Origin of the sequence: Myroides sp. WP-1, assembly GCF_014145635.1 — a bacterium.
Classification (GTDB): domain Bacteria; phylum Bacteroidota; class Bacteroidia; order Flavobacteriales; family Flavobacteriaceae; genus Flavobacterium.
The window spans coordinates 144,697-164,834 of sequence record NZ_JACHTC010000003.1 but is presented as its reverse complement, the minus strand read 5'-3'; the positions used below and the strand labels follow the sequence as shown (position 1 = coordinate 164,834).

20 protein-coding genes are annotated in these 20,138 nt (G+C 36.5%); 10 read left to right on the top strand and 10 right to left on the bottom strand.

Features of this window, described 5'->3' with window-relative positions; genetic code table 11:
• Nucleotides 1-17: 17 nt before the first annotated feature.
• Entirely contained in the window at nt 18-2,261 is a 2,244-nt protein-coding gene (locus H4K33_RS04220; protein ID WP_182647231.1) for a TonB-dependent siderophore receptor, read from the bottom strand.
• A gap of 81 nt (nt 2,262-2,342) precedes the next feature.
• On the bottom strand, nt 2,343-2,750 hold the full coding sequence (locus tag H4K33_RS04215) for a hypothetical protein (RefSeq protein WP_182647376.1): 408 nt from the start codon (nt 2,748-2,750) through the stop codon (nt 2,343-2,345).
• A 196-nt stretch (nt 2,751-2,946) separates the two neighbouring features.
• On the opposite strand from H4K33_RS04215, the gene H4K33_RS04210 reads away from it, so the two are divergent.
• The 4 genes from H4K33_RS04210 (at nt 2,947) to H4K33_RS04195 (ending at nt 7,222) form a co-directional block, all read left to right on the top strand.
• Nucleotides 2,947-3,408, top strand: a complete 462-nt coding sequence (locus tag H4K33_RS04210) for a GAF domain-containing protein (RefSeq protein ID WP_182647230.1) — start codon at nt 2,947-2,949, stop codon at nt 3,406-3,408.
• Nucleotides 3,409-3,547: 139 nt separating this feature from the next.
• A complete protein-coding gene (gene rpsO / locus H4K33_RS04205) occupies nt 3,548-3,817 on the top strand; it encodes a 30S ribosomal protein S15 (RefSeq protein ID WP_002987657.1) in 270 nt (89 codons plus the stop codon).
• Nucleotides 3,818-3,987: 170 nt separating this feature from the next.
• On the top strand, nt 3,988-6,168 hold the full coding sequence (locus tag H4K33_RS04200; protein ID WP_182647229.1) for a polyribonucleotide nucleotidyltransferase: 2,181 nt from the start codon (nt 3,988-3,990) through the stop codon (nt 6,166-6,168).
• Nucleotides 6,169-6,283: 115 nt separating this feature from the next.
• Nucleotides 6,284-7,222 (top strand): ketopantoate reductase family protein, encoded by a 939-nt coding sequence (locus H4K33_RS04195; protein ID WP_182647228.1) that lies wholly within the window; start codon nt 6,284-6,286, stop codon nt 7,220-7,222.
• A gap of 32 nt (nt 7,223-7,254) precedes the next feature.
• On the opposite strand, the gene H4K33_RS04190 is transcribed toward H4K33_RS04195, so the two are convergent.
• The gene (locus tag H4K33_RS04190) at nt 7,255-7,545 is read right to left on the bottom strand and encodes a hypothetical protein (RefSeq protein ID WP_182647227.1); all 291 of its coding nucleotides are present in this window, start codon (nt 7,543-7,545) and stop codon (nt 7,255-7,257) included.
• 397 nt (nt 7,546-7,942) lie between these two features.
• On the opposite strand from H4K33_RS04190, the gene H4K33_RS04185 reads away from it, so the two are divergent.
• Nucleotides 7,943-9,328: an NAD(P)-binding domain-containing protein gene (locus tag H4K33_RS04185; protein WP_182647226.1), complete on the top strand. Its 1,386-nt coding sequence runs from the start codon at nt 7,943-7,945 to the stop codon at nt 9,326-9,328.
• A 188-nt stretch (nt 9,329-9,516) separates the two neighbouring features.
• On the top strand, nt 9,517-10,380 hold the full coding sequence (locus H4K33_RS04180; protein WP_002987652.1) for an RNA polymerase sigma factor RpoD/SigA: 864 nt from the start codon (nt 9,517-9,519) through the stop codon (nt 10,378-10,380).
• An 86-nt stretch (nt 10,381-10,466) separates the two neighbouring features.
• Here H4K33_RS04180 and lysS read toward each other — a convergent pair whose 3' ends face one another.
• Nucleotides 10,467-12,167, bottom strand: a complete 1,701-nt coding sequence (gene lysS / locus H4K33_RS04175) for a lysine--tRNA ligase (RefSeq protein ID WP_182647225.1) — start codon at nt 12,165-12,167, stop codon at nt 10,467-10,469.
• Between the two features lie 197 nt (nt 12,168-12,364).
• On the opposite strand from lysS, the gene H4K33_RS04170 reads away from it, so the two are divergent.
• From H4K33_RS04170 to H4K33_RS04155, 4 genes are all read left to right on the top strand, one after another.
• The gene (locus H4K33_RS04170) at nt 12,365-12,529 is read left to right on the top strand and encodes a YqaE/Pmp3 family membrane protein (protein WP_182647224.1); all 165 of its coding nucleotides are present in this window, start codon (nt 12,365-12,367) and stop codon (nt 12,527-12,529) included.
• Nucleotides 12,530-12,541: 12 nt separating this feature from the next.
• Complete coding sequence (gene lipB / locus H4K33_RS04165; protein WP_182647223.1) at nt 12,542-13,246, top strand: lipoyl(octanoyl) transferase LipB; 705 nt, start codon at nt 12,542-12,544, stop codon at nt 13,244-13,246.
• 70 nt (nt 13,247-13,316) lie between these two features.
• On the top strand, nt 13,317-13,976 hold the full coding sequence (rpe, locus tag H4K33_RS04160; RefSeq protein WP_182647222.1) for a ribulose-phosphate 3-epimerase: 660 nt from the start codon (nt 13,317-13,319) through the stop codon (nt 13,974-13,976).
• Nucleotides 13,977-14,118: 142 nt separating this feature from the next.
• The gene (locus tag H4K33_RS04155) at nt 14,119-14,697 is read left to right on the top strand and encodes a pyridoxal 5'-phosphate synthase (protein WP_182647221.1); all 579 of its coding nucleotides are present in this window, start codon (nt 14,119-14,121) and stop codon (nt 14,695-14,697) included.
• Between the two features lie 111 nt (nt 14,698-14,808).
• Here H4K33_RS04155 and groL read toward each other — a convergent pair whose 3' ends face one another.
• From groL to H4K33_RS04125, 6 genes are all read right to left on the bottom strand, one after another.
• Nucleotides 14,809-16,437: a chaperonin GroEL gene (gene groL, locus H4K33_RS04150; RefSeq protein WP_182647220.1), complete on the bottom strand. Its 1,629-nt coding sequence runs from the start codon at nt 16,435-16,437 to the stop codon at nt 14,809-14,811.
• A gap of 31 nt (nt 16,438-16,468) precedes the next feature.
• A complete protein-coding gene (gene groES, locus H4K33_RS04145; protein ID WP_182647219.1) occupies nt 16,469-16,744 on the bottom strand; it encodes a co-chaperone GroES in 276 nt (91 codons plus the stop codon).
• Between the two features lie 141 nt (nt 16,745-16,885).
• A complete protein-coding gene (secG, locus tag H4K33_RS04140) occupies nt 16,886-17,272 on the bottom strand; it encodes a preprotein translocase subunit SecG (protein ID WP_182647218.1) in 387 nt (128 codons plus the stop codon).
• Nucleotides 17,273-17,274: 2 nt separating this feature from the next.
• Nucleotides 17,275-18,297: a tetratricopeptide repeat protein gene (locus tag H4K33_RS04135; protein ID WP_182647217.1), complete on the bottom strand. Its 1,023-nt coding sequence runs from the start codon at nt 18,295-18,297 to the stop codon at nt 17,275-17,277.
• Between the two features lie 13 nt (nt 18,298-18,310).
• Complete coding sequence (locus H4K33_RS04130; protein WP_182647216.1) at nt 18,311-18,814, bottom strand: LptE family protein; 504 nt, start codon at nt 18,812-18,814, stop codon at nt 18,311-18,313.
• 3 nt (nt 18,815-18,817) lie between these two features.
• Complete coding sequence (locus tag H4K33_RS04125) at nt 18,818-20,110, bottom strand: sigma-54-dependent Fis family transcriptional regulator (RefSeq protein WP_182647215.1); 1,293 nt, start codon at nt 20,108-20,110, stop codon at nt 18,818-18,820.
• Nucleotides 20,111-20,138 lie beyond the last annotated feature (28 nt).

Below are 20,138 nucleotides of genomic sequence, written 5' to 3'. Positions count from 1 at the left end.
GTAAGTGTTTGAGTTAATTAATCAAGTTTGAATCGCAATCCCGCATAGTACATAGAACCAGCAATTGGCGCATAGACCATAGAAGTGTCAAAATCCGCATCAAAAGGATTTTGTGCACTAACAATTGGGTTGCGTTGTTTGTAATTTCCAATATTCTCCCCTCCTATGTAAAATTCAAATCGCGGAGAAAATACTTTGGTAATCTGAAAATTCATGAGTGAATATGGGTTTGAAGTAGACTTCAGCTGATTGACTTCAGCATATTGTTCCGTTGAAGTAATACGCTGTTTACCTAACCAATTATAGGTGAAGTCAAATTTCCAATGTGCACCATTGTCTTTTTCATTCGTTGTATACTCTAAATTGGCAAAAAAGCGGTGTTTTGGTTGGTATGCTTTCTCAAATTTACCTGTCTTTTGATCCGTTGCAATGTCATAATACTTATAAGCTGAACGCAAATTTAAATTTCGAGCTAAGTTATAGTTCACTTCCAGCTGTAAACTATTTGCATAGGATTTGCCATCTAAATTGTAAAACAGCAATTGATGAGCGTTGTAATCCGCGTCTACAACAATTTGATTTTCAAAATCTGTGCGGTAGAAATCTAATGTTACATCCCCTTTTCGACCAATAAAGTGGAAGTTTTGTGTAAAGCTCAGTCCATAGTTCCATGCAATTTCAGGATCTAAATCATAAATCTTACCCTTGTTCCCTTCAATTTGAAAATGGCGATTGGTAGCAAAGAAAATTTGATTCTCCGCAAATACATTCGCTATGCGTTTTCCTCTTCCTACAGAAGCGCGTAAAACACCATTTTCCCATGGATTATAACGCAAATGCAAACGAGGAGTAGCGAATACACCCATGCGATTATGATAATCAACACGCATACCTGCAACTACACTAAAATCAGTTGTGTTGTCATACGTGTATTCATAAAATGCACCCAGCGCATTATCTGTTCGATTGAAATCGCCATGAATACCTGGAACAAAAACTTGTTCCGTATACTGATCTAACGTAAAACTAAGTCCAGTTGTAAATTTATGAAGCGTATTGCTGATGATAGAATTGAAAACAAAGTTAGAGTATAAGCTATTTTGTTTGATGTCATACAAGTTCAACCCAAAATATGAATCTTGTTTGTGGTAATTATACGCCACTTGAAGTCCAGCACTCTGAAAAGGCATGTCTGCAAATACGTACCCTAACTTGGTGGATAAATCGAGTTTTTCGGTGTTGATTTCAGATCCCCAAAGTACGGTTGATCCTTTGTCTTTCTTTTTGTCAAAATCTACTTGGCCTGCAACTTTATTGTCTTTCATGTAGCGTGCCGTAATAAAACTCACGATCCCTTTTTCTGCATTGGTATATTGCCAACGATTCATTACGTTGATCTGTTCACCTTTAGGCATATCTAAGAAACCATCGTGATTTTTATCGTGATCACCAGTTCTCAAGTTACCGTGAATAAAAAGAGAAGAACTCCATTTGTCATTGATGTGGTAATTGCCGTGAATATTGGCTTCAAAACGCTCGTCATTCGATCCGTATAAATTTAAATAGAAAGGTCGATCCGTAGCGGGTTTTATCAACTCGGTGTTTAACTGCCCAGAAATACTTTCGTATCCATTAATGACTGTTCCAGCTCCCTTGGTTACTTGAATGCTTTCTACCCAAGTGCCAGGCGTAAAAGTCATTCCGTAAATTTGAGAAGCACCACGTACTGACGGAATATTCTCTTCTGCAATTAGAATATACGGACTTGTAAGTCCTAACATTTTGATCTGTTTGGTTCCTGTTATCGCATCCGTATAGTTGACATCAATAGAAGGGTTCGTTTCAAAAGCTTCTGAAATATTACAACAAGCGGCTTTTAGTAACTCACCACTATTCATCGTAAAACTATTCGTAGTTCCCTTGATCGAGCGAGTTGTATTGCGTTGTTTTGTTTTGATGATCACTTCACCTAATGATTCCTCTGGCTGTAAAACAAGGTGATAAGATTGCCCTGCTTGAGGAGAGAAGGTTTGTGTTTGATAACCGATATAAGAAACCGTTAAAGGTTCTTTTTCAATAAAATTTAGCGTGAATTTTCCTTGTGCATCTGTGGCTACGCCAATAGATTGATTGGCATAAAAAACAGAAGCTCCGATAATAGGGGTATGTGTTTCGTCTACGATTTGTCCTGTGATCGTTTGTTGTGCATATAGCGAAGTACCTGTTGTTAATACAACAAGGCTTACGAAGTGTTTAATCATTGTTTACGTCTAATTGTTCATACAAAATATAGTTGTTCAATCTATTGAGAGTAGATCAAACTAAAATGTAGTAACAAACAATTACGCGTAAAGTACTAAGCGACAATATAATTGATAGAGAGGAGGAGCATTGGCCTCCATGTAATAGGCGAGTACCTCCTGTTTTTGAACGGGAGAGTCAATACCATAAGTAGAGAGTGTTGTCCAGCTATAATCCGGAAGAGTGAATTCGAAATTAGGTGCATAGACATGCTGAATATTGTGATCCGAAGGATTGGACTTTATCAACTCGTCCTGGCAACATTTTTTATCAGCAAATTTCTTGATTGGTTTTTCAACCGCTTTGACCGTAGAACAACAAGCTTTTTCTTCTTGTTGAGTTTGCTGTTCTGTTTCCATGGTACACCCCGTATCAGCATCTTGTTGATGTGTATGAGCATAACGCAATGGACTGTAATGCGCTTCGCCTTGACAATAATGCACGCTCATTGACCATCCTATGTTTGAAAATAGGAAAATCAATAAAAACCAAATACTGACAAGTCGTTTGTTTTGCATGGAACAAAAATAAGAAAAAAAGCAGGATTTCAATAGAGTAGAAGTTTTTTTGTTTAAAATAGGGGGGTGAAAAAAGAAAAAATGCCTACAGGAGATCGCGTATCTTTGGTCAATAAAATAATAAAAGATGCAAACAATATATTCAACACTTTTAGAAGAAGCAAAACACATTATAGCAGGAGAAGCTAGTGTGACAGAAAAATTACAAGCGATTTGCGATGTCTTAGAAAACAAAATACCACATTATAATTGGGTGGGTTTTTACTTTGCTGAGGCAGAAAAACGATTATTACATCTAGGGCCCTATACAGGAGAAGCAACAGATCATACGGTTATTCCATTTGGCAAGGGAATTTGTGGGCAAGTAGCAGAAAGCAATCAAACTTTTTTGGTAGAAGACGTAAGAGCCCAAAGTAATTATATCGCCTGTAGTATGACCGTTAAATCAGAAATTGTTGTACCTTTATTTGTTGGTGGTGTGAATATTGGACAAATTGATATTGACTCTCATACGTTGAATGCCTTTACAAAAGAAGATCAGATTTTCTTAGAAACCCTGAATGAATCGATTGCTTCACTTTATAGCTAATGTAGTGATGCCGTGTGATTTACTTTTTTTTTGAAAAAAAATAAAGAACTGTGATGATGATTTGAAAAATAAAAGTACCTTTGCAATTGAATTTTAGAAAACTAGAGTTCGTACATAAAAATCATTAAAGAATATTGGCATGTATTTAACAAAAGAAAAAAAGGCTGAGATCTTCCAACAACACGGAGGTGTAGCTGCAAACACAGGATCTGCAGAAGGACAAATCGCTTTGTTCACTTACAGAATCTCTCACTTAACTGAGCACTTAAAAAGAAATCGTAAAGATTACAACACAGAGCGTTCATTAGTTCTTTTAGTAGGTAAAAGAAGAAGACTTCTTGACTACTTAAAGAAAACTGAGATTAACAGATATCGTGAGATCATTAAAGTATTGGGTATTAGAAAATAATCAATATAGGAAAGAGGTGCCTGCGCGCCTCTTTTTGTTTTTTTGCCTTTAGCAGAGTTAGATCTGGTTTTTCATTGGGTTTCATATACTACACAACACACAACACAACACACACAACACATTTTACGTCTCTCTTCGGAGAGACAGAAACCCTAAAGTATTAAATTATTATGATTCCTAAGGTAACCAAAGAAATTATCGATTTAGGAGATGGACGTAGCATCTCAATCGAAACTGGGAAATTAGCCAAACAAGCAGATGGTTCTGTTGTTGTTCGTATGGGAGACTGTATGCTTTTAGCTACAGCAGTTTCTGCGAGAACAGCAAACCCTGGTGTAGACTTCCTTCCTTTAACTGTAGATTACAGAGAAAAATTCGCTGCTGCTGGACGTTTTCCAGGAGGCTTTTTTAAACGCGAAGCTCGTCCTAGTGATCAAGAAGTATTGACAATGCGTCTAGTTGACCGTTGTTTACGCCCATTGTTCCCAGACGATTATCACGCAGAAACACAAGTTATGATTCAGTTGATGTCTCATGACGAAAACGTAATGCCTGATGCATTAGCTGGTTTAGCTGCTTCTGCAGCATTAGCTGTATCAGATATTCCTTTTTACAATTCAATCTCTGAGGTGAGAGTTGGACGTATCGACGGACAATTCATCATCAACCCATCAAAAGAACAATTAGATCAATCGGATATCGATATGATGATCGGTGCTTCTAAAGACTCTGTTTGTATGGTAGAGGGAGAAATGAGAGAAATCTCAGAACAAGAAATGATCGATGCAATTAAGTTTGCTCATGACGCTATCAAAGTTCAAATCGAAGCACAAGAGAAAATGCGTGCAGCTTTAGGTCTTACTTTCCGTGAGTACGAACCAGAAGTAACCGATGCTGAAGTAGAAAAAATCGTTCATGATGCTGCATACGCTAAATTGTATGATATCGCTTCACATGCAAGTGCTAAAAGCGAGCGTGGAGAGAAATTTGCTGAAGTATATGAAGAGGTTAAAGCTTTGTTCTCTGAAGAAGATTTAGCTGAAAAAGCTGAATTAATCAGTACGTACTTCAAAAAAACACAAAAAGAAGCTGTGCGTAACTTGATCTTAGATCAAAACATCCGTTTAGATGGTCGTAAAACGACAGAAATTCGTCCAATCTGGAGTGAAGTAGATTACTTGCCTTCAGTACACGGATCATCTATCTTTACACGTGGTGAAACACAAGCTTTAGCAACAGTAACACTAGGTACTTCAAGAGATGCTAATATCATCGATTTACCAAGTGAACAAGGAGAAGAAAGATTCTATTTACACTATAACTTCCCTCCATTCTCAACAGGTGAAGCAAAACCTTTAAGAGGTACTTCACGTAGAGAGGTTGGACACGGAAACTTGGCACAACGCGCGTTGAAAAACATGATTCCTGCTGATTGTCCTTATACTATTCGCTTAGTATCTGAAGTGTTAGAATCAAACGGTTCGTCTTCAATGGCAACAGTTTGTGCTGGTACTTTAGCGCTAATGGATGCAGGTATTCAAATTGTGAAACCCGTTTCTGGTATCGCAATGGGATTAATCTCAGATTCTAAAACAGGACGTTGGGCTGTATTGTCTGATATCTTAGGAGATGAAGATCACTTAGGAGATATGGACTTTAAAGTTACAGGAACAAGAGATGGTATAACAGCTTGTCAAATGGATATTAAAATCGATGGACTAGCATATGATATCATGGAACAAGCATTAAAACAAGCACTAGATGGTCGTCTACATATCTTAGGATTATTAGAAGAAACAATCGCTGCTCCTAATGCTACTGTGAAACCTAAAGCACCTAAAATTGTTACGATTGAGATTCCAAAAGATTTCATCGGTGCAGTTATCGGACCTGGTGGTAAAAACATTCAAGCACTTCAAGCTGAAACTGAAACTACAATTGTTATCAACGAAGTAGATGACAAAGGTGTAATCGAAGTTTTAGGTACAAGTCAAGCAGGAATGGACAGAGCTATCCAATCAATCAACAACACAATCTTCTCTCCTGTTGAAGGAGAAGTTTACAAAGTGAAAGTTGTAAAAATGTTAGATTTCGGTGCAGTAGTAGAATTCGTACCTGGAAAAGAAACATTACTTCACGTATCTGAATTGGATTGGAAACGCATTGAAAATCCTGCAGATGTATTGAAATTAGGAGATGAGTTTGAAGTGAAATACATGGGTATCGATCCGAAAACGAAAAAACCTAAAGTTTCTAAAAAGGCACTTTTACCACGTCCTCCAAGAGAAAATAAACCAGAAGGCAATAAGCCAGAAGGTACTCAAGGAACAAAAAAAGTAGAGAATAAATAATTTGTTCTATCATATAAAAACACCTCAATTGAGGTGTTTTTTTGTTTTATCCCTTTAGTGATGGCAGTTTTTTTTGGTTTTTGAGTATCTTTAAAACACAATAAAGTAATACAGTATGAGTAAAGTAAATATAGGTGTCATTGGTCTGGGTGGAGTAGGTGGTTTTTATGGCGGATTGTTGGCACATCATTTTGAAGACGAAGAACAAGTTGATATTCATTTTGTAGCAAGAGGTGCTCATGGAGAACAGATAAAAAGACATGGACTGACAGTACAGTCTAAAGATCGCGTTATCGTAGCGAAACCAGCTCGAGTAGTAGAGAACGTACAAGATTTAGGTAAAATGAATTTTATCTTACTCTGTACAAAAGAATATGACTTAGATGAAGTAATAGTCGATTTAAAGGAGATCGTGTCTAAAAACACAGTTATTTTGCCGTTATTGAATGGAGTTGAAGCTTTTGAAAAGCTCGATCGAGAGTTGGAGGCTGAAGTATGGCAAGGATGTACGTACATGGTCTCTCGTTTGAAAGAACCAGGGGTAATTGACAATCCAAGTGGTAGACAAAAGATTGTGTTTGGACGAACAGAAAGAATAACGCCTTTAATGCTTCAAGTGAATCACTTATTACAAGCAGCAGGAATTACATCTTTTTGTACGCAAGATATTGCCAAAGAAGTATGGGAGAAGTATATCCTAGTTTCTTCTTCTGCAGTTGCAACCACATTTTACAACTGCTCATTTGGTGTAGTAATGCGTGATCATACCGCTACGATACGTACATTAGTAACAGAAGCAAGTGCAGTTGCTCAAGCGAAGGGTGTTCATCTAACAGAGGATATTGTTGAGGTAATTATGGAGCGTTTAGCAGCAATACCCTTTGATTCGACCACGTCTATGCATAGCGATTTTACGAGTAACAAAGTGCAAACAGAGCTTGAAGTAATGGCAGGTTATTTAATTCGAGAAGGGAAACGCTTGCAAACAGAGGTTCAAACCTATCAGAAAATGTATGCCATGTTGAAAGACAAACAAGGAAACTACACGTTATAATAAACTGAAGAGCCGTTTTTAACGGCTCTTTTTTATTGAGAAATAATTAGATATACTAAGGTTATACCAGATAGAATAAGGGGAAGAATTATTTTGCTCCATCCGACTCTTTTCTTTAGAGCTAAAATAAACCATACAATAGGAATCCCAAACAAGATAGCTAGTAAGGGGAGCCAAAGTAGCTCATATAATGCTCCTATCACTGAATAGGTATAGATTCCTTCGCTTCCTATACGACTCAATATCGAAAAGCCGATAATCAATAAGACGCTGAAAAAAGAACCACTGTGTAAAGCGAAAGATAGTTTCGGTGTTTGATTCATCGTGTTTTAGTTTTGTAGAAGTAAAAATATACTTTTTTAAGTATTCCTAACTAAATTTAAATTGAAATTATCGCTTGATTTTTAAGTAGTTGAAAATAGGTAGGTTTGGTTATGTCTGAAAAATTGCTTATATTTGCTAGAATAGCTATAAAGTGATTGATAAAAATCACTTGTATTTAGACAGTAATGGATAGAGGATTCTCCTCTTTGTCTACTAAGAACCTTTCAAGGTTCTCCTATAATTAGGTTTTCCTTCGTGATGACCTATCAAATCACTCAACAAGAGTGTCTGTAAGAATCTGCGTACAAGATTCTTTCTTTGATGAAATCTAAAATATCGTTTATTAATTAGCTCCATTTCGCAAGAAAGTTAGGGGCCTAAAAATAGTAGTATATAATGACTAATTTTAAAGTAGGAATTATTGGAGCAGGTCCAAGTGGGCTTGCTATGTTAAGAGCTTTCGAATCAGAACAGAAAAAAGGGAATCCAATTCCTGAAATTAAATGTTACGAAAAACAAGATAATTGGGGTGGAATGTGGAACTATACCTGGCGTACAGGTGTTGGTAAATACGGAGAACCCTTACACGGAAGTATGTATAAGTACTTGTGGTCAAACGGACCTAAAGAGTGTTTGGAGTTTGCTGATTACACCTTTATGGACCACTTCAAACAACCTATTTCCTCTTATCCTCCAAGAGAAGTTCTTTTCGATTATATCGAGGGACGAATCAAACAGAGTAATGCAAGAAACTACATTAAGTTTAATACCGTTGCTCGTTGGGTAGACTACTTGGAAGACAAAAAGCAATTCCGTGTTATTTTTGACGACTTGGTGGCCAACAAAACGTTTGAAGAATTTTTTGATTACCTCGTTGTGGGTACAGGACACTTCTCTACACCAAACATGCCGTTCTTTAAAGGAATTGACAACTTCCCAGGAACTGTAATGCACGCACACGACTTCCGTGGTGCGGATCAATTTATCGATAAAGATATCCTGTTAATCGGAAGTAGTTATTCTGCAGAAGATATCGGAGTGCAGTGTTTTAAGCATGGTAGTAAATCTGTAACCATTTCATATCGAACCAATCCAATTGGGGTGAAATGGCCTAAAGGAGTAGAAGAAAAGACTATTGTTACTCATTTTGAAGACAATAAAGCTTTTTTTAAAGATGGAACGTCAAAAGAATTTGATGCAGTAGTACTGTGTACGGGGTATCAACACAAATTCCCATTCTTGCCAGATAATCTGCGTCTAAAAACGAAGAACTGCCTGTATCCTGATAATTTATATAAAGGAGTTGTATTTAATGAAAATGAACGTCTAATCTTCTTGGGAATGCAAGATCAGTATTATACGTTTAATATGTTTGACGCTCAGGCATGGTTTGCTAGAGATTATATGTTAGGAAGACTTCCTCTTCCTTCAAAAGCAGATCGAGAAGCTGATATCGCGAAGTGGCTAAAAGGAGAAGAGCAAACAACAACAAGTAATGAACAAGTGGATTTCCAAACCGCTTATATTAAAGATCTAATTACGTTAACCGACTATCCAACTTTTAATATTGATGAAGTAGGAGAAATGTTCAAGCGTTATTTAGATTCTAAAGAAGTGGATATCCTTACATATCGAGATCAAGTGTATAAATCAGTAATGAGTAACGTAACTGCAGAAGAACATCATACGGTTTGGATGAAAGAACTTGATGATAGTTTGGAACGCTATTTAGATGAAGTGGAAGTAGATGAAAAAGAATTGAGTAAGACAAACTATTACTAAAAAACTTCCAACTTATTCCTAAAATAAAAAATTCGTTTAAAGCCTTGAAACACCGTTTTTAAGGCTTTATATTTTTCAACTAGAATTGTGAAAAAAAATATTTTTTCAAATATTGTAACTTTTCGAATAAAGGATACGTATAACTAATGTAGACCATAAGAACAAAGACAAATAAGGAGTAAAATAATATGAGACAACTTAAAATTACCAAGCAAGTTACGAATCGTGAAACTGCTTCACTAGATAAGTATTTGCAAGAAATTGGTAAAGTAGATTTGATTACTGCAGATGAAGAGGTAGAATTAGCACAGCGAATTAAGGCCGGTGATCAAAGAGCATTAGAAAAGTTAACTAAGGCGAACTTGAGATTCGTGGTTTCGGTAGCAAAACAATACCAAAATCAAGGATTAACTCTTCCGGATTTAATTAATGAAGGAAACTTAGGTTTGATCAAAGCTGCACAGCGTTTTGATGAAACTCGTGGATTTAAATTTATTTCTTACGCGGTTTGGTGGATTAGACAATCTATTTTATCCGCTTTAGCTGAACAATCGAGAATTGTACGTTTACCTTTAAACAAAATTGGTTCGATTAATAAAATTAATAAAATGTACGCATTATTAGAGCAGTCAAATGAGCGTCCACCTTCTGCAGAGGAAATTGCAGTTGAGTTGGATATGACTGTAAATGACGTTAAAGAGAGTATGAAAAACTCTGGACGTCACTTGTCTATGGATGCTCCTTTAGTGGAAGGTGAAGATTCTAACTTGTACGACGTATTGCGTTCTGGTGAATCACCAAATCCAGATCGTGAATTAATCCATGAATCTTTGCGTACTGAAATTGAAAGAGCATTAGAAACGCTAACACCACGTGAGGCTGATGTTGTTCGTTTGTATTTCGGTTTGGGTGATCAACATCCAATGACGCTTGAAGAAATAGGAGAAACGTTTGACTTGACAAGAGAACGCGTTCGTCAAATTAAAGAAAAAGCGATTCGTCGTCTAAAACACACTTCGAGAAGTAAAATATTGAAAACATATTTAGGATAATAAAAAAGCACTGCCACGCAGTGCTTTTTTTTTGTACTTGTTTGAATGTAAAAAAAGAGGGATGCTTGATGACATCCCTCTTTTTTTTAGTGTTGATAAACAACATATTTAATCTCATCTTCCGTCACTACTTTGGTCAAGTTATGTGAAGAAAGTGCTTTCATTGCTTTATCCCATTTTTTGCCACTCAAAGCTGCTTGCTCTTTTAACGAACCTAGTTCAACTTTATTTTCGTTTTTCTCTAGAATTTGAATGATGATTTTTTCTTCATCTGATAATTCTACAGTAGGCGCTGTTTTTTCTGGTCTCATTTGCGGGAAGAACAATACTTCTTGAATAGATGGATTATTGGTCAAGAACATGATTAAACGGTCCATTCCAATTCCCAATCCTGAAGTAGGTGGCATTCCGTATTCTAATGCACGCAAGAAGTCTTGATCGATAAACATTGCCTCGTCATCTCCACGATCCGCTAAAGCCATTTGAGCTTCAAAACGCTCTCTTTGATCAATAGGGTCGTTTAACTCTGAATAAGCATTGGCAATTTCTTTTCCGCAAACCATCAATTCAAAACGCTCCGTTAACTCAGGATTGTCTCTATGTGCTTTGGTTAAAGGAGACATTTCTTTTGGATAATCTGTAATATAGGTCGGTTGGATATAGTTTCCTTCACATTTTTCACCGAAAATCTCGTCAATTAATTTTCCTTTACCCATCGTTTGGTCTACAGGAATTCCCATACCTAAAGCCGCTTGACGAATTTCATCTTCTGTCTTTCCAGTAATGTCAAAACCAGTGAATTCTTTGATTGAATCAGCCATAGTAATTCGTTTATACGGCGCTTTAAAGTCGATTTCGTGCTCGCCAAATGTCGCTTTTGTAGTCCCATTAACAGCAATAGCACAAAACTCTAATAAACGCTCGGTAAACTCCATCATCCAGTTGTAATCTTTGTAAGCGACATAGATTTCCATCGCCGTAAATTCTGGATTATGTGTTCTATCCATTCCTTCGTTGCGGAAGTTTTTAGAAAATTCGTAAACTCCGTCAAAACCACCTACAATTAAACGTTTTAGATACAGTTCATTTGCGATACGCAAATACAACGGAATATCTAATGCGTTGTGGTGTGTAATAAAAGGACGTGCAGAAGCACCACCTGGGATAGATTGCAATACAGGTGTTTCAACCTCCATATAACCAGCCTCGTTGAAGAACTGACGCATAGCGTTGAATAACTTAGTACGCTTAACGAAAATTTCTTTGTGTTGCGGATTAACAACCAAGTCTACATAACGCATTCTGTAACGCAATTCTGGATCAGTAAAAGCATCAAAGGTATTTCCTTCCGCATCTGTTTTAGGTAAGGGTAATGGACGTAGTGATTTACTCAACAAAGAAAGCCCTTGTACACGCACCGTTTTTTCTCCTACTTGTGTAGTGAATAACTCCCCTTCAATACCAATAATATCTCCTAAATCGATTAGTTTTTTGTAAACTTCGTTATATAAATCTTTGTTCTCACCCGGACAAAGTTCGTCTCTATTGATGTATAATTGAATTTTTCCTTCACTGTCTTGAATCGTTGCGAAAGAAGCTTTTCCTTGAATACGTGAAGACATTAATCTTCCTGCCACAATTACCTTCTTACCTTCTTCAAAACCGTTCTTTATCTGCTTGGATGTATGATTTACTGGAAATAAGTTAGCAGGATAAGGATTCACACCAAGCTCTTGCAATTTTGCGAGCTTCTCTCTTCTGATGATTTCTTGTTCTGAAAGTTGCATAATAATTGTGAATTATGAATTAATTTATAAAGTGCAAATATAGGTAATCTTTAAAAATTAGGGGCATTTGTATCTTGCCAAATGTCAGTTAATTAGTCATTTGATGCTTTTATTGGGTTTTGTAGATCGCCTTTCCTTTAAATTATACCCGTTATTGATAAAAAATGACGAAATTTGTAACTTATAAATATGTGATTATGAGTATTTGGAGAGTTATTCTATCGATTATTTTTCCGCCTATCGCTGTTTACGATAAAGGATGTGGATCTATTTTAATTGTTTTACTTCTTACCCTTGCGGGATGGATTCCTGGGGTTATTGGCGCATTGGTTATTCTTAATAATCCGAAATACAGTAGATAAGTTTTTTTAAAAATGAATAAAGAAGTTACTTTAATCGATTTAGGAGAGAAAGATTATAAAGACACTTGGACGTATCAAGAGGAGCTTTTTCAGTCAATCTTAGACATAAAAATAAAAAACAGACGAGAAGAAACAGAGGAGCAAACACCGAATTACTTTTTGTTTGTCGAGCACCCACATGTGTATACTTTGGGTAAAAGCGGAGACATGGAAAATATGTTGCTCAATGACGAGCAATTGAAAGCTAAAGGTGCTACTTTTTACAAGATTAACAGGGGAGGTGATATCACGTATCACGGTCCTGGACAAATTGTAGGATATCCCATCTTGGATTTGGAAAATTTCTTTACTGATATTCACAAGTACCTGCGTTTATTGGAAGAAACAATGATTCTCGTGCTAAAGGATTACGGTATTGAATCTGGTAGAAGTGAAGGAGAAACTGGGGTTTGGCTTGATGCGGGTACACCATTTGCAAGAAAGATTTGCGCTATGGGGGTACGAGCTTCTCGTTGGGTAACCATGCACGGTTTTGCCTTGAATGTCAACTCAGATTTAGGGTATTTTGACAATATTATTCCTTGTGGAATTCGAGGTAAAGGTGTTACGTCCCTACATGTAGAGCTTGGTGTAAACTATGTTGATGAAGATGAGGTGCGCGCTAAGATTGTCAAGTATTTTGCAGAACTTTTTGAAGCTACTATAAAAGAGCAATAATAGAATTATAAAATCCCAAGAGGAATTTCCTCTTGGGATTTTTTTATCTTTGTACAAACAACACGATAGTATGAAAAATATAAAAATTGCACCTTCCGTTTTGGCAGCGGATTTTGCAAACCTACAACGCGATATTGAAATGGTGAATGAAAGCCAAGCAGATTGGTTCCATATCGATATTATGGATGGAGTTTTTGTTCCTAATATTTCATTCGGTATGCCCGTATTAGCTGCAATCAACAAACACGCAAAGAAAACGTTAGACGTGCATTTGATGATTGTTGATCCCGATCGTTATATCAAAACATTTAAAGACTTGGGAACGGATATTTTAACAGTACACTACGAAGCGTGCACGCATTTACACCGTACTATACAAGCAATCAAAGCTGAGGGAATGCAAGCTGGAGTAGCGTTAAATCCACATACACCGGTTTCTGTTTTGGAAGATATTATACAAGATTTGGATTTAGTTTTGATTATGAGTGTAAATCCTGGTTTTGGTGGACAAAGCTTTATTGAAAATACGTATGAAAAGGTGCGTAAATTAAAAGCGATGATTGATGCTAAGGGAGCGAATGTAATCATTGAGATTGATGGAGGTGTAAATAGTAAAAATGCAAAAGCTTTAGTAGAGGCTGGGGCAGAAGCACTTGTAGCGGGTAATTTTGTTTTTAGTGCTGCAGATCCTATGGCGACAATTGCTGATTTGAAGGAAATCGTGAAGTAATCTCTTGTAATGACGAACAGCATTTGCTGACTAATAAAGGAAGTACAAACGAATTTTATATAAAAAAGACATCTTTGTTTCTAAAAGCAAAGATGTTTTTTTATTTTTAGAGAAGATGAATTTGATCCTAAATTAAAAAGGTATGAAAGAACCGATTTCTTTATTCCGTCAATTGTATGAAAAAGAATTGAAATTAACCCCTGTCAAAATTCCTTCGGCATGTTGTTTTACATCTGTTGGATTGGATGGATTTCCCAATAGTCGTTTTGTGTCTTGTAAAGAGATCATAGATAATCGCTTCATTATTACGGGAAGTAAGACGGCGCGTAAAGGACGAGAAGTAGAGGAGAATAACAAGGTGTCACTTGCTTTTTGGTGGACGAGTACCAATGTACAAGTTCGCATACAAGGTGTAATCGAGGAGTTGGATACCTTTTCTAGTCATCGTTATTTTCAGGAGCGTAACAGAGAGAGTCAAGTCGTTTCTATCGTTAGCGCACAAGGAGAAGATTTAATCAATCTAAGTGAATTAGAGGTGGCATATACTGCTTTATTGCAACAGTATGAAGGAAAAGCGCTTCCCACTCCAACCTCTTTTGCTGCATGGGCGGTTCAACCTTTTCGCATTGAATTTCTCCTTTTTAGTGAAGCTCGTTTTCACGAGCGAATTTTGTTTGAATACAAAAATGGAGAGTGGAATAATAGAGCGCTAAAACCTTGATGAAGCTTACTTTTTTTGAGGCACAATCAAACAAAACTTTACAACAAATAAACTCAAATAAAAAAACGGCTTGAAGAATTCTTCAAGCCGTTTTTTTATAATTGGATGATATTACATCATTCCTGGCATTCCGCCTCCCATTGGCATTCCTCCACCATTTTCGTCTTTAATATCCACTAAAGCACATTCAGTAATAAGAATCATACCTGCAACTGAAGCTGCGTTTTCTAAAGCAACTCTAGTTACCTTTTTAGGATCGATTACACCAGCTTGTAACATATCGATGTATTCGTTTGTTTTAGCGTTGTATCCGAAGTTGTTACTTCCTTCTAATACTTTAGCTACAACTACAGAACCTTCTAAACCTGCGTTTTCTACGATAGTTCTCAATGGAGATTCAACCGCTTTAGCAATGATTTGAATTCCTGTTTCTTCGTCAGCATTTACCGCTTTAATTGAATCAAGATTTGCTTTTGCACGAAGTAAAGCAACTCCCCCTCCAGCAACAATACCTTCTTCAATTGCAGCTTTTGTTGCATGGTAGGCATCGTCTACTCTGTCCTTTTTCTCCTTCATCTCTACTTCCGTAGGAGCACCAACGTAAAGCACAGCAACACCACCCGCTAATTTGGCTAAGCGCTCTTGAAGTTTTTCTCTATCATAGTCAGAAGTAGTTGTTTCTATCTGTGCTTTGATTTGATTTACTCTGTTAAGTATCATGTGGTCATTACCTACACCACCAATTAACATAGTATTATCTTTATCTATACGTACACGTTGGCATGTACCTAACATCTCCAATGAAGTGTTTTCTAACGTGTACCCTTGCTCTTCTGAGATTACTACACCACCAGTTAAGATAGCGATATCTTCTAACATTGCTTTTCTTCTGTCACCAAATCCAGGTGCTTTTACAGCAGCAATTTTTAGAGCTCCTCTCAATTTGTTTACTACCAAAGTAGACAAAGCTTCCCCGTCAACATCTTCAGCAATGATTAATAAGGGTTTCCCCGATTGAGCAACGGGTTCTAATACAGGTAGTAATTCTTTTAAAGAAGATACCTTTTTGTCATATAATAAAATGTAAGGTGAATCTAATTCAACTTCCATTTTTTCTGAATTTGTTACGAAATAGGGAGATAAATATCCACGGTCAAATTGCATTCCTTCCACAACATCAACAAAAGTTTCTGTTCCTTTTGCTTCTTCAACAGTGATTACACCCTCTCTATTAACTTTTTCGAAAGCTTGCGCAATTAATTCTCCAATGATTTCATCGTTATTCGCCGAAATAGAAGCTACTTGTTTAATTTTATCTATTGAAGCACCCACTTCTTGTGCTTGATCCTTTAAATTAGCAACAATACTTTCAACCGCTTTGTCTATTCCGCGTTTTAAATCCATAGGATTTGCACCAGCAGCAACGTTTTTCAATCCTTCTTTTACGATGGCTTGTGCTAATACTGTAGCTGTTGTTGTTCCGTCTCCTGCTAAGTCATTGGTTTTAGAAGCAACTTCTTTTACCATTTGAGCACCCATATTCTCTAGTGCATCTTCTAACTCCACTTCTTTCGCTACAGAAACACCATCTTTAGTGATTGTTGGTGCGCCAAACGATTTTCCAATGATTACGTTTCTTCCTTTTGGTCCTAATGTTACTTTAACAGCATTTGCTAAAGCATCAACACCGCGTTTTAAACCTTCTCGTGCTTCTCTATCGAATTTAATATCTTTTGCCATTACTTTTTTAGTTTTATTGTTTACGTTTGATTTACAAAATTGCTAGAATATCGCTTTCATGCATTATTAAGTAATCAACTCCTTCATGTTTTAATTCAGTCCCAGCATATTTACCATATAAGACAGTGTCGTTTATTGTAACTGTCATGTCGTGGTCTTTCGTACCGTTTCCGACAGCTACTACTGTCCCTTTTTGTGGTTTTTCTTGAGCATTATCTGGGATTATTATACCAGAAGCAGTTTTTGTTTCTGCTGGAAGAGGTTTGATAAGAACTCTATCTGCAAGGGGCTTTATATTTACTGACATATTATTTTGTTTTTAATTGAGTAATTATTTTAATTGATTATAATTAGTCACAAAGTGTGCCAAACCTTGTATTGGCACGTAATGAGCAAAAAAAAATGCCAACTTGACAGCTGGCATTTTGTATTTTTTAAAACTAATTTTTTATTCTTGTGTAGTTTCTGGCGTTGAAGTCTCAGAAGTTGCTGGTGCTTCAGTTGCTGGAGCCTCAGTTGTATTTTCTGTATTAGCAGCAGGAACAACTGTTTGCTGTACTGGCATTTCTGCATTTGGATCTAAAAGTTTAGAATCTCCAATCGCACCACCACTAAAGCTAATGCTTGACATTAAGATAAGGATGATTAACACCGCTCCTAAAGTCCAAGTACTCTTATCTAAGAAGTCATTCGTGTTTTTTACACCTCCTGCAACAGTAGATCCTCCAAAAGATGAGTCTAAACCTCCACCTTTAGGATTTTGTACCATAATAACCACAATTAATAAAAAACATACGATAGCAATCAATACTAAAAATACTGTAAATGTGTTCATGCTTATAAACTATTATGTTGTTGTAACGCTTTTATATCTAATATTTGGTTTGCAAAGAAACTACTTTTTTCTGGATATTTCAAAATTAAAATCTCATAAGCTTGTATTGCTTTTTGATATTTTTTTTGCTCCAAATAAATTTTAGCTAAAGTCTCTGTCATTAAACTCGTGTTCTCTTGAACGGATAATTCAATATTGATGGGACTTGCCGTGATTTTTTTTGTTGGGATAATTTTAGGATTTGTCTCGATGAATTTGTCAATTAACGCTTGTTTTTTTTCTAAAGTTTCTTGAAATTTTTTTTCATCTTCTGTAGATTCTTCCTTTTTTTCTTCCTGTTCTTGTGGTATTTCTTCGCTTTTTGTATTCGATTCTCTGAGAATTGGCTGTTGTTTTGACAATTGTAACCACTCGTGAAAAGAGTATTTTTCTCCTGTTTCAAATGCTAAAGGTTTGCCAATTTCTAACTTGTGCTCTAATGCTTCAACTGTATTTTCAGTGGTAGCTATCTCCTCAGTTATATTCAATTCAACAGAACCATCAACGGTATCTTGAGTTGAGACAGGTTCAATTAGTTGTTCTTCTTCTGTCTTTTTTTCTCCTTTTTCCTCGCTCTGTCCTGTCGATACGGATCGGTCCTCTTGCGTAATGGCATAAGCAACTTTAGAAATATTTTCCAAAAGTGTGCTAATGTTTTGTTCTACAACTTTTTCCTTCGCTAGTACAACAGGTTCTTCTTGAACTTCTGCTGTCGTTTCATCTTCGGTTGTTAACGGACGATATACTGTAAAGTCATCAGAAACTATGAAGTTAAACAACATGTCGCGATCTAGTGTATAAGCCGCTGTTTTTTTGAGCTCCTGATTGTAAGAAGTACTTTCGTTTGAATATAAAGCTTTAAGGTATAAACTTCTTATCGCTTGTACATAGGGATACTGTTCCAATAATTGTTTTAATTCTTGGATATCTGATCGCTGTAATAGCGAGGGATCAGCTAAGTAGGTATGTAGAGTGTTTATATTCAATTTGATTAATTTTTTACCATTTAGCTAAAGATTCGTTGAAAACATCTTGTGTAATGCGTTCAAAAATCTCGTCTAAAGCAGTGTTTAATGTACCTCCAACCAATTGAGCATTAGCATCGTAGTCATAGTAGAAAGAGAAGCGTTTTTCAAAATCATCTTCTGGATTTCTTTTGTTTGTAAAACGAACATTTACAGCAATGTACAAGCGGTTTTGCGCTGCTCTTTGATCTGCTGTTGCTGTCATTGGACTAATTCTGTAATCGACAATTTCTCCTTCATATATTAAATCAGCATCCGAATTGGTCAATGTCAAACTCGTTTGTCCTTGGATTAGATCTTGCAAAGCCAAGGTAAATGTACGCTCAATACCGGGTTCAACTAGTGGAGCATTATTTTGAAAGTAATTCACTTGAAATGAATCAGCATCGATTTTTCCTGTACCTGTAAAGTTATAATATTTACAGCTTTGTAAGCCTAACGCGATAAAAAGAATCGCAATGATCGGTTTTAACTTCATTATTTATAAGTTATATTGTTTGATCTTTCGATAGAGTGTTCGCTCGGAAATTCCCAGTTCTTCTGCTGCAGCTTTTCGCTTGCCTTTGTTGCGGTCTAAGGCTTTTCGAATTAATTCTACTTCTTGTTCCTCTAAGTTCAATGGTTCGTCCTCTATTGTTTCTGCAATAAGGTAATCGTCATCGTCATCGTCGTCTTCAACAAGAGTCGGATGAAACGTTGAATGAACAGGTTGAGTAGGGTGTAAATTACTGTTTTCCAACTGTAAAATATCCGAAGGGTTTGCGTTGTAATCTGCTGATTCATTGGACTTATTTCCATAAATACGCTGAATCAATAACTGATTGCTTTCCTGTACTTGTCCTTTGTCTTGTTTTAAAAGTTCTAAGGTAAGTTTTTTTAAATCTGTGATGTCATTGCGCATGTCAAACAAGATTTTATACAAAATCTCGCGCTCTGTACTAAAGTCACTTTCTGCTTTTTTACCCTGTACAACAGAAGGTAATTGTCTGTCGTAATTGGGTAAATACGATTGTAAGATGGGAAGTGTAATTTCGCGGTTCGTTTCCAATACGGAAATTTCCTCTGCTACATTTCGCAGCTGTCGTATATTTCCATCCCAACGGTAGCGAATTAAAAAATTAGCCGCAGCAGCATCTAAACGAACAGGAGGCATTTTGTATTTGTGCGCGAAGTCTGAGGCGAATTTTCGAAACAACAAGTGAATGTCTTCCCCTCGTTCTCGCAACGGAGGAAGTGCAATTTCAATTGTGCTTAAACGATAATATAAATCTTCTCTAAACTTTCCTTTATGAATCGCTTCTATCATATTGACATTGGTAGCGGCAATAATTCGGATATCTGTTTTTTGAACACGAGATGAACCTACCTTGATAAATTCTCCATTTTCTAAAACACGTAGCAAACGCACTTGCGTTGTTAGAGGTAATTCTCCTACTTCATCTAAAAAAATAGTTCCTCCATTAGCTTCTTCAAAATATCCTTCACGAGTGCCGATTGCCCCTGTAAAGGCCCCTTTTTCGTGTCCAAAAAGCTCACTGTCAATCGTTCCCTCTGGAATTGCTCCACAGTTGACTGCTATGTATTTTCCGTGCTTGCGATGCGAAAGGGAATGGATAATCTTGGGAACACTCTCTTTCCCAACCCCACTTTCTCCTGTTACTAAAACTGAAATGTCAGTTGGAGCAACCTGAATTGCCTTCTGAATCGCGCGGTTTAGTTTAGGATCATTTCCTATAATTTCAAATCGTTGTTTTATCGCTTGAACGTTTTCCATGTAGTAAACTTTTTGAGAGAGCTATTTC

What these genes read in the sequence shown, in the direction of transcription:
- H4K33_RS04155 (WP_182647221.1), top strand. Translation starts at nt 14,119, where the DNA reads ATGAAAGAACCGATTTCTTTATTCCGTCAATTGTATGAAAAAGAATTG.
- H4K33_RS04210 (WP_182647230.1), top strand. Translation starts at nt 2,947, where the DNA reads ATGCAAACAATATATTCAACACTTTTAGAAGAAGCAAAACACATTATA.
- H4K33_RS04220 (WP_182647231.1), bottom strand. Translation starts at nt 2,261, where the DNA reads ATGATTAAACACTTCGTAAGCCTTGTTGTATTAACAACAGGTACTTCG.
- rpsO (WP_002987657.1), top strand. Translation starts at nt 3,548, where the DNA reads ATGTATTTAACAAAAGAAAAAAAGGCTGAGATCTTCCAACAACACGGA.
- H4K33_RS04180 (WP_002987652.1), top strand. Translation starts at nt 9,517, where the DNA reads ATGAGACAACTTAAAATTACCAAGCAAGTTACGAATCGTGAAACTGCT.
- rpe (WP_182647222.1), top strand. Translation starts at nt 13,317, where the DNA reads ATGAAAAATATAAAAATTGCACCTTCCGTTTTGGCAGCGGATTTTGCA.
- lysS (WP_182647225.1), bottom strand. Translation starts at nt 12,167, where the DNA reads ATGCAACTTTCAGAACAAGAAATCATCAGAAGAGAGAAGCTCGCAAAA.
- groES (WP_182647219.1), bottom strand. Translation starts at nt 16,744, where the DNA reads ATGTCAGTAAATATAAAGCCCCTTGCAGATAGAGTTCTTATCAAACCT.
- lipB (WP_182647223.1), top strand. Translation starts at nt 12,542, where the DNA reads ATGAATAAAGAAGTTACTTTAATCGATTTAGGAGAGAAAGATTATAAA.
- H4K33_RS04190 (WP_182647227.1), bottom strand. Translation starts at nt 7,545, where the DNA reads ATGAATCAAACACCGAAACTATCTTTCGCTTTACACAGTGGTTCTTTT.
- H4K33_RS04125 (WP_182647215.1), bottom strand. Translation starts at nt 20,110, where the DNA reads ATGGAAAACGTTCAAGCGATAAAACAACGATTTGAAATTATAGGAAAT.
- H4K33_RS04215 (WP_182647376.1), bottom strand. Translation starts at nt 2,750, where the DNA reads ATGAGCGTGCATTATTGTCAAGGCGAAGCGCATTACAGTCCATTGCGT.
- H4K33_RS04170 (WP_182647224.1), top strand. Translation starts at nt 12,365, where the DNA reads ATGAGTATTTGGAGAGTTATTCTATCGATTATTTTTCCGCCTATCGCT.
- H4K33_RS04130 (WP_182647216.1), bottom strand. Translation starts at nt 18,814, where the DNA reads ATGAAGTTAAAACCGATCATTGCGATTCTTTTTATCGCGTTAGGCTTA.
- secG (WP_182647218.1), bottom strand. Translation starts at nt 17,272, where the DNA reads ATGAACACATTTACAGTATTTTTAGTATTGATTGCTATCGTATGTTTT.
- groL (WP_182647220.1), bottom strand. Translation starts at nt 16,437, where the DNA reads ATGGCAAAAGATATTAAATTCGATAGAGAAGCACGAGAAGGTTTAAAA.
- H4K33_RS04185 (WP_182647226.1), top strand. Translation starts at nt 7,943, where the DNA reads ATGACTAATTTTAAAGTAGGAATTATTGGAGCAGGTCCAAGTGGGCTT.
- H4K33_RS04200 (WP_182647229.1), top strand. Translation starts at nt 3,988, where the DNA reads ATGATTCCTAAGGTAACCAAAGAAATTATCGATTTAGGAGATGGACGT.
- H4K33_RS04195 (WP_182647228.1), top strand. Translation starts at nt 6,284, where the DNA reads ATGAGTAAAGTAAATATAGGTGTCATTGGTCTGGGTGGAGTAGGTGGT.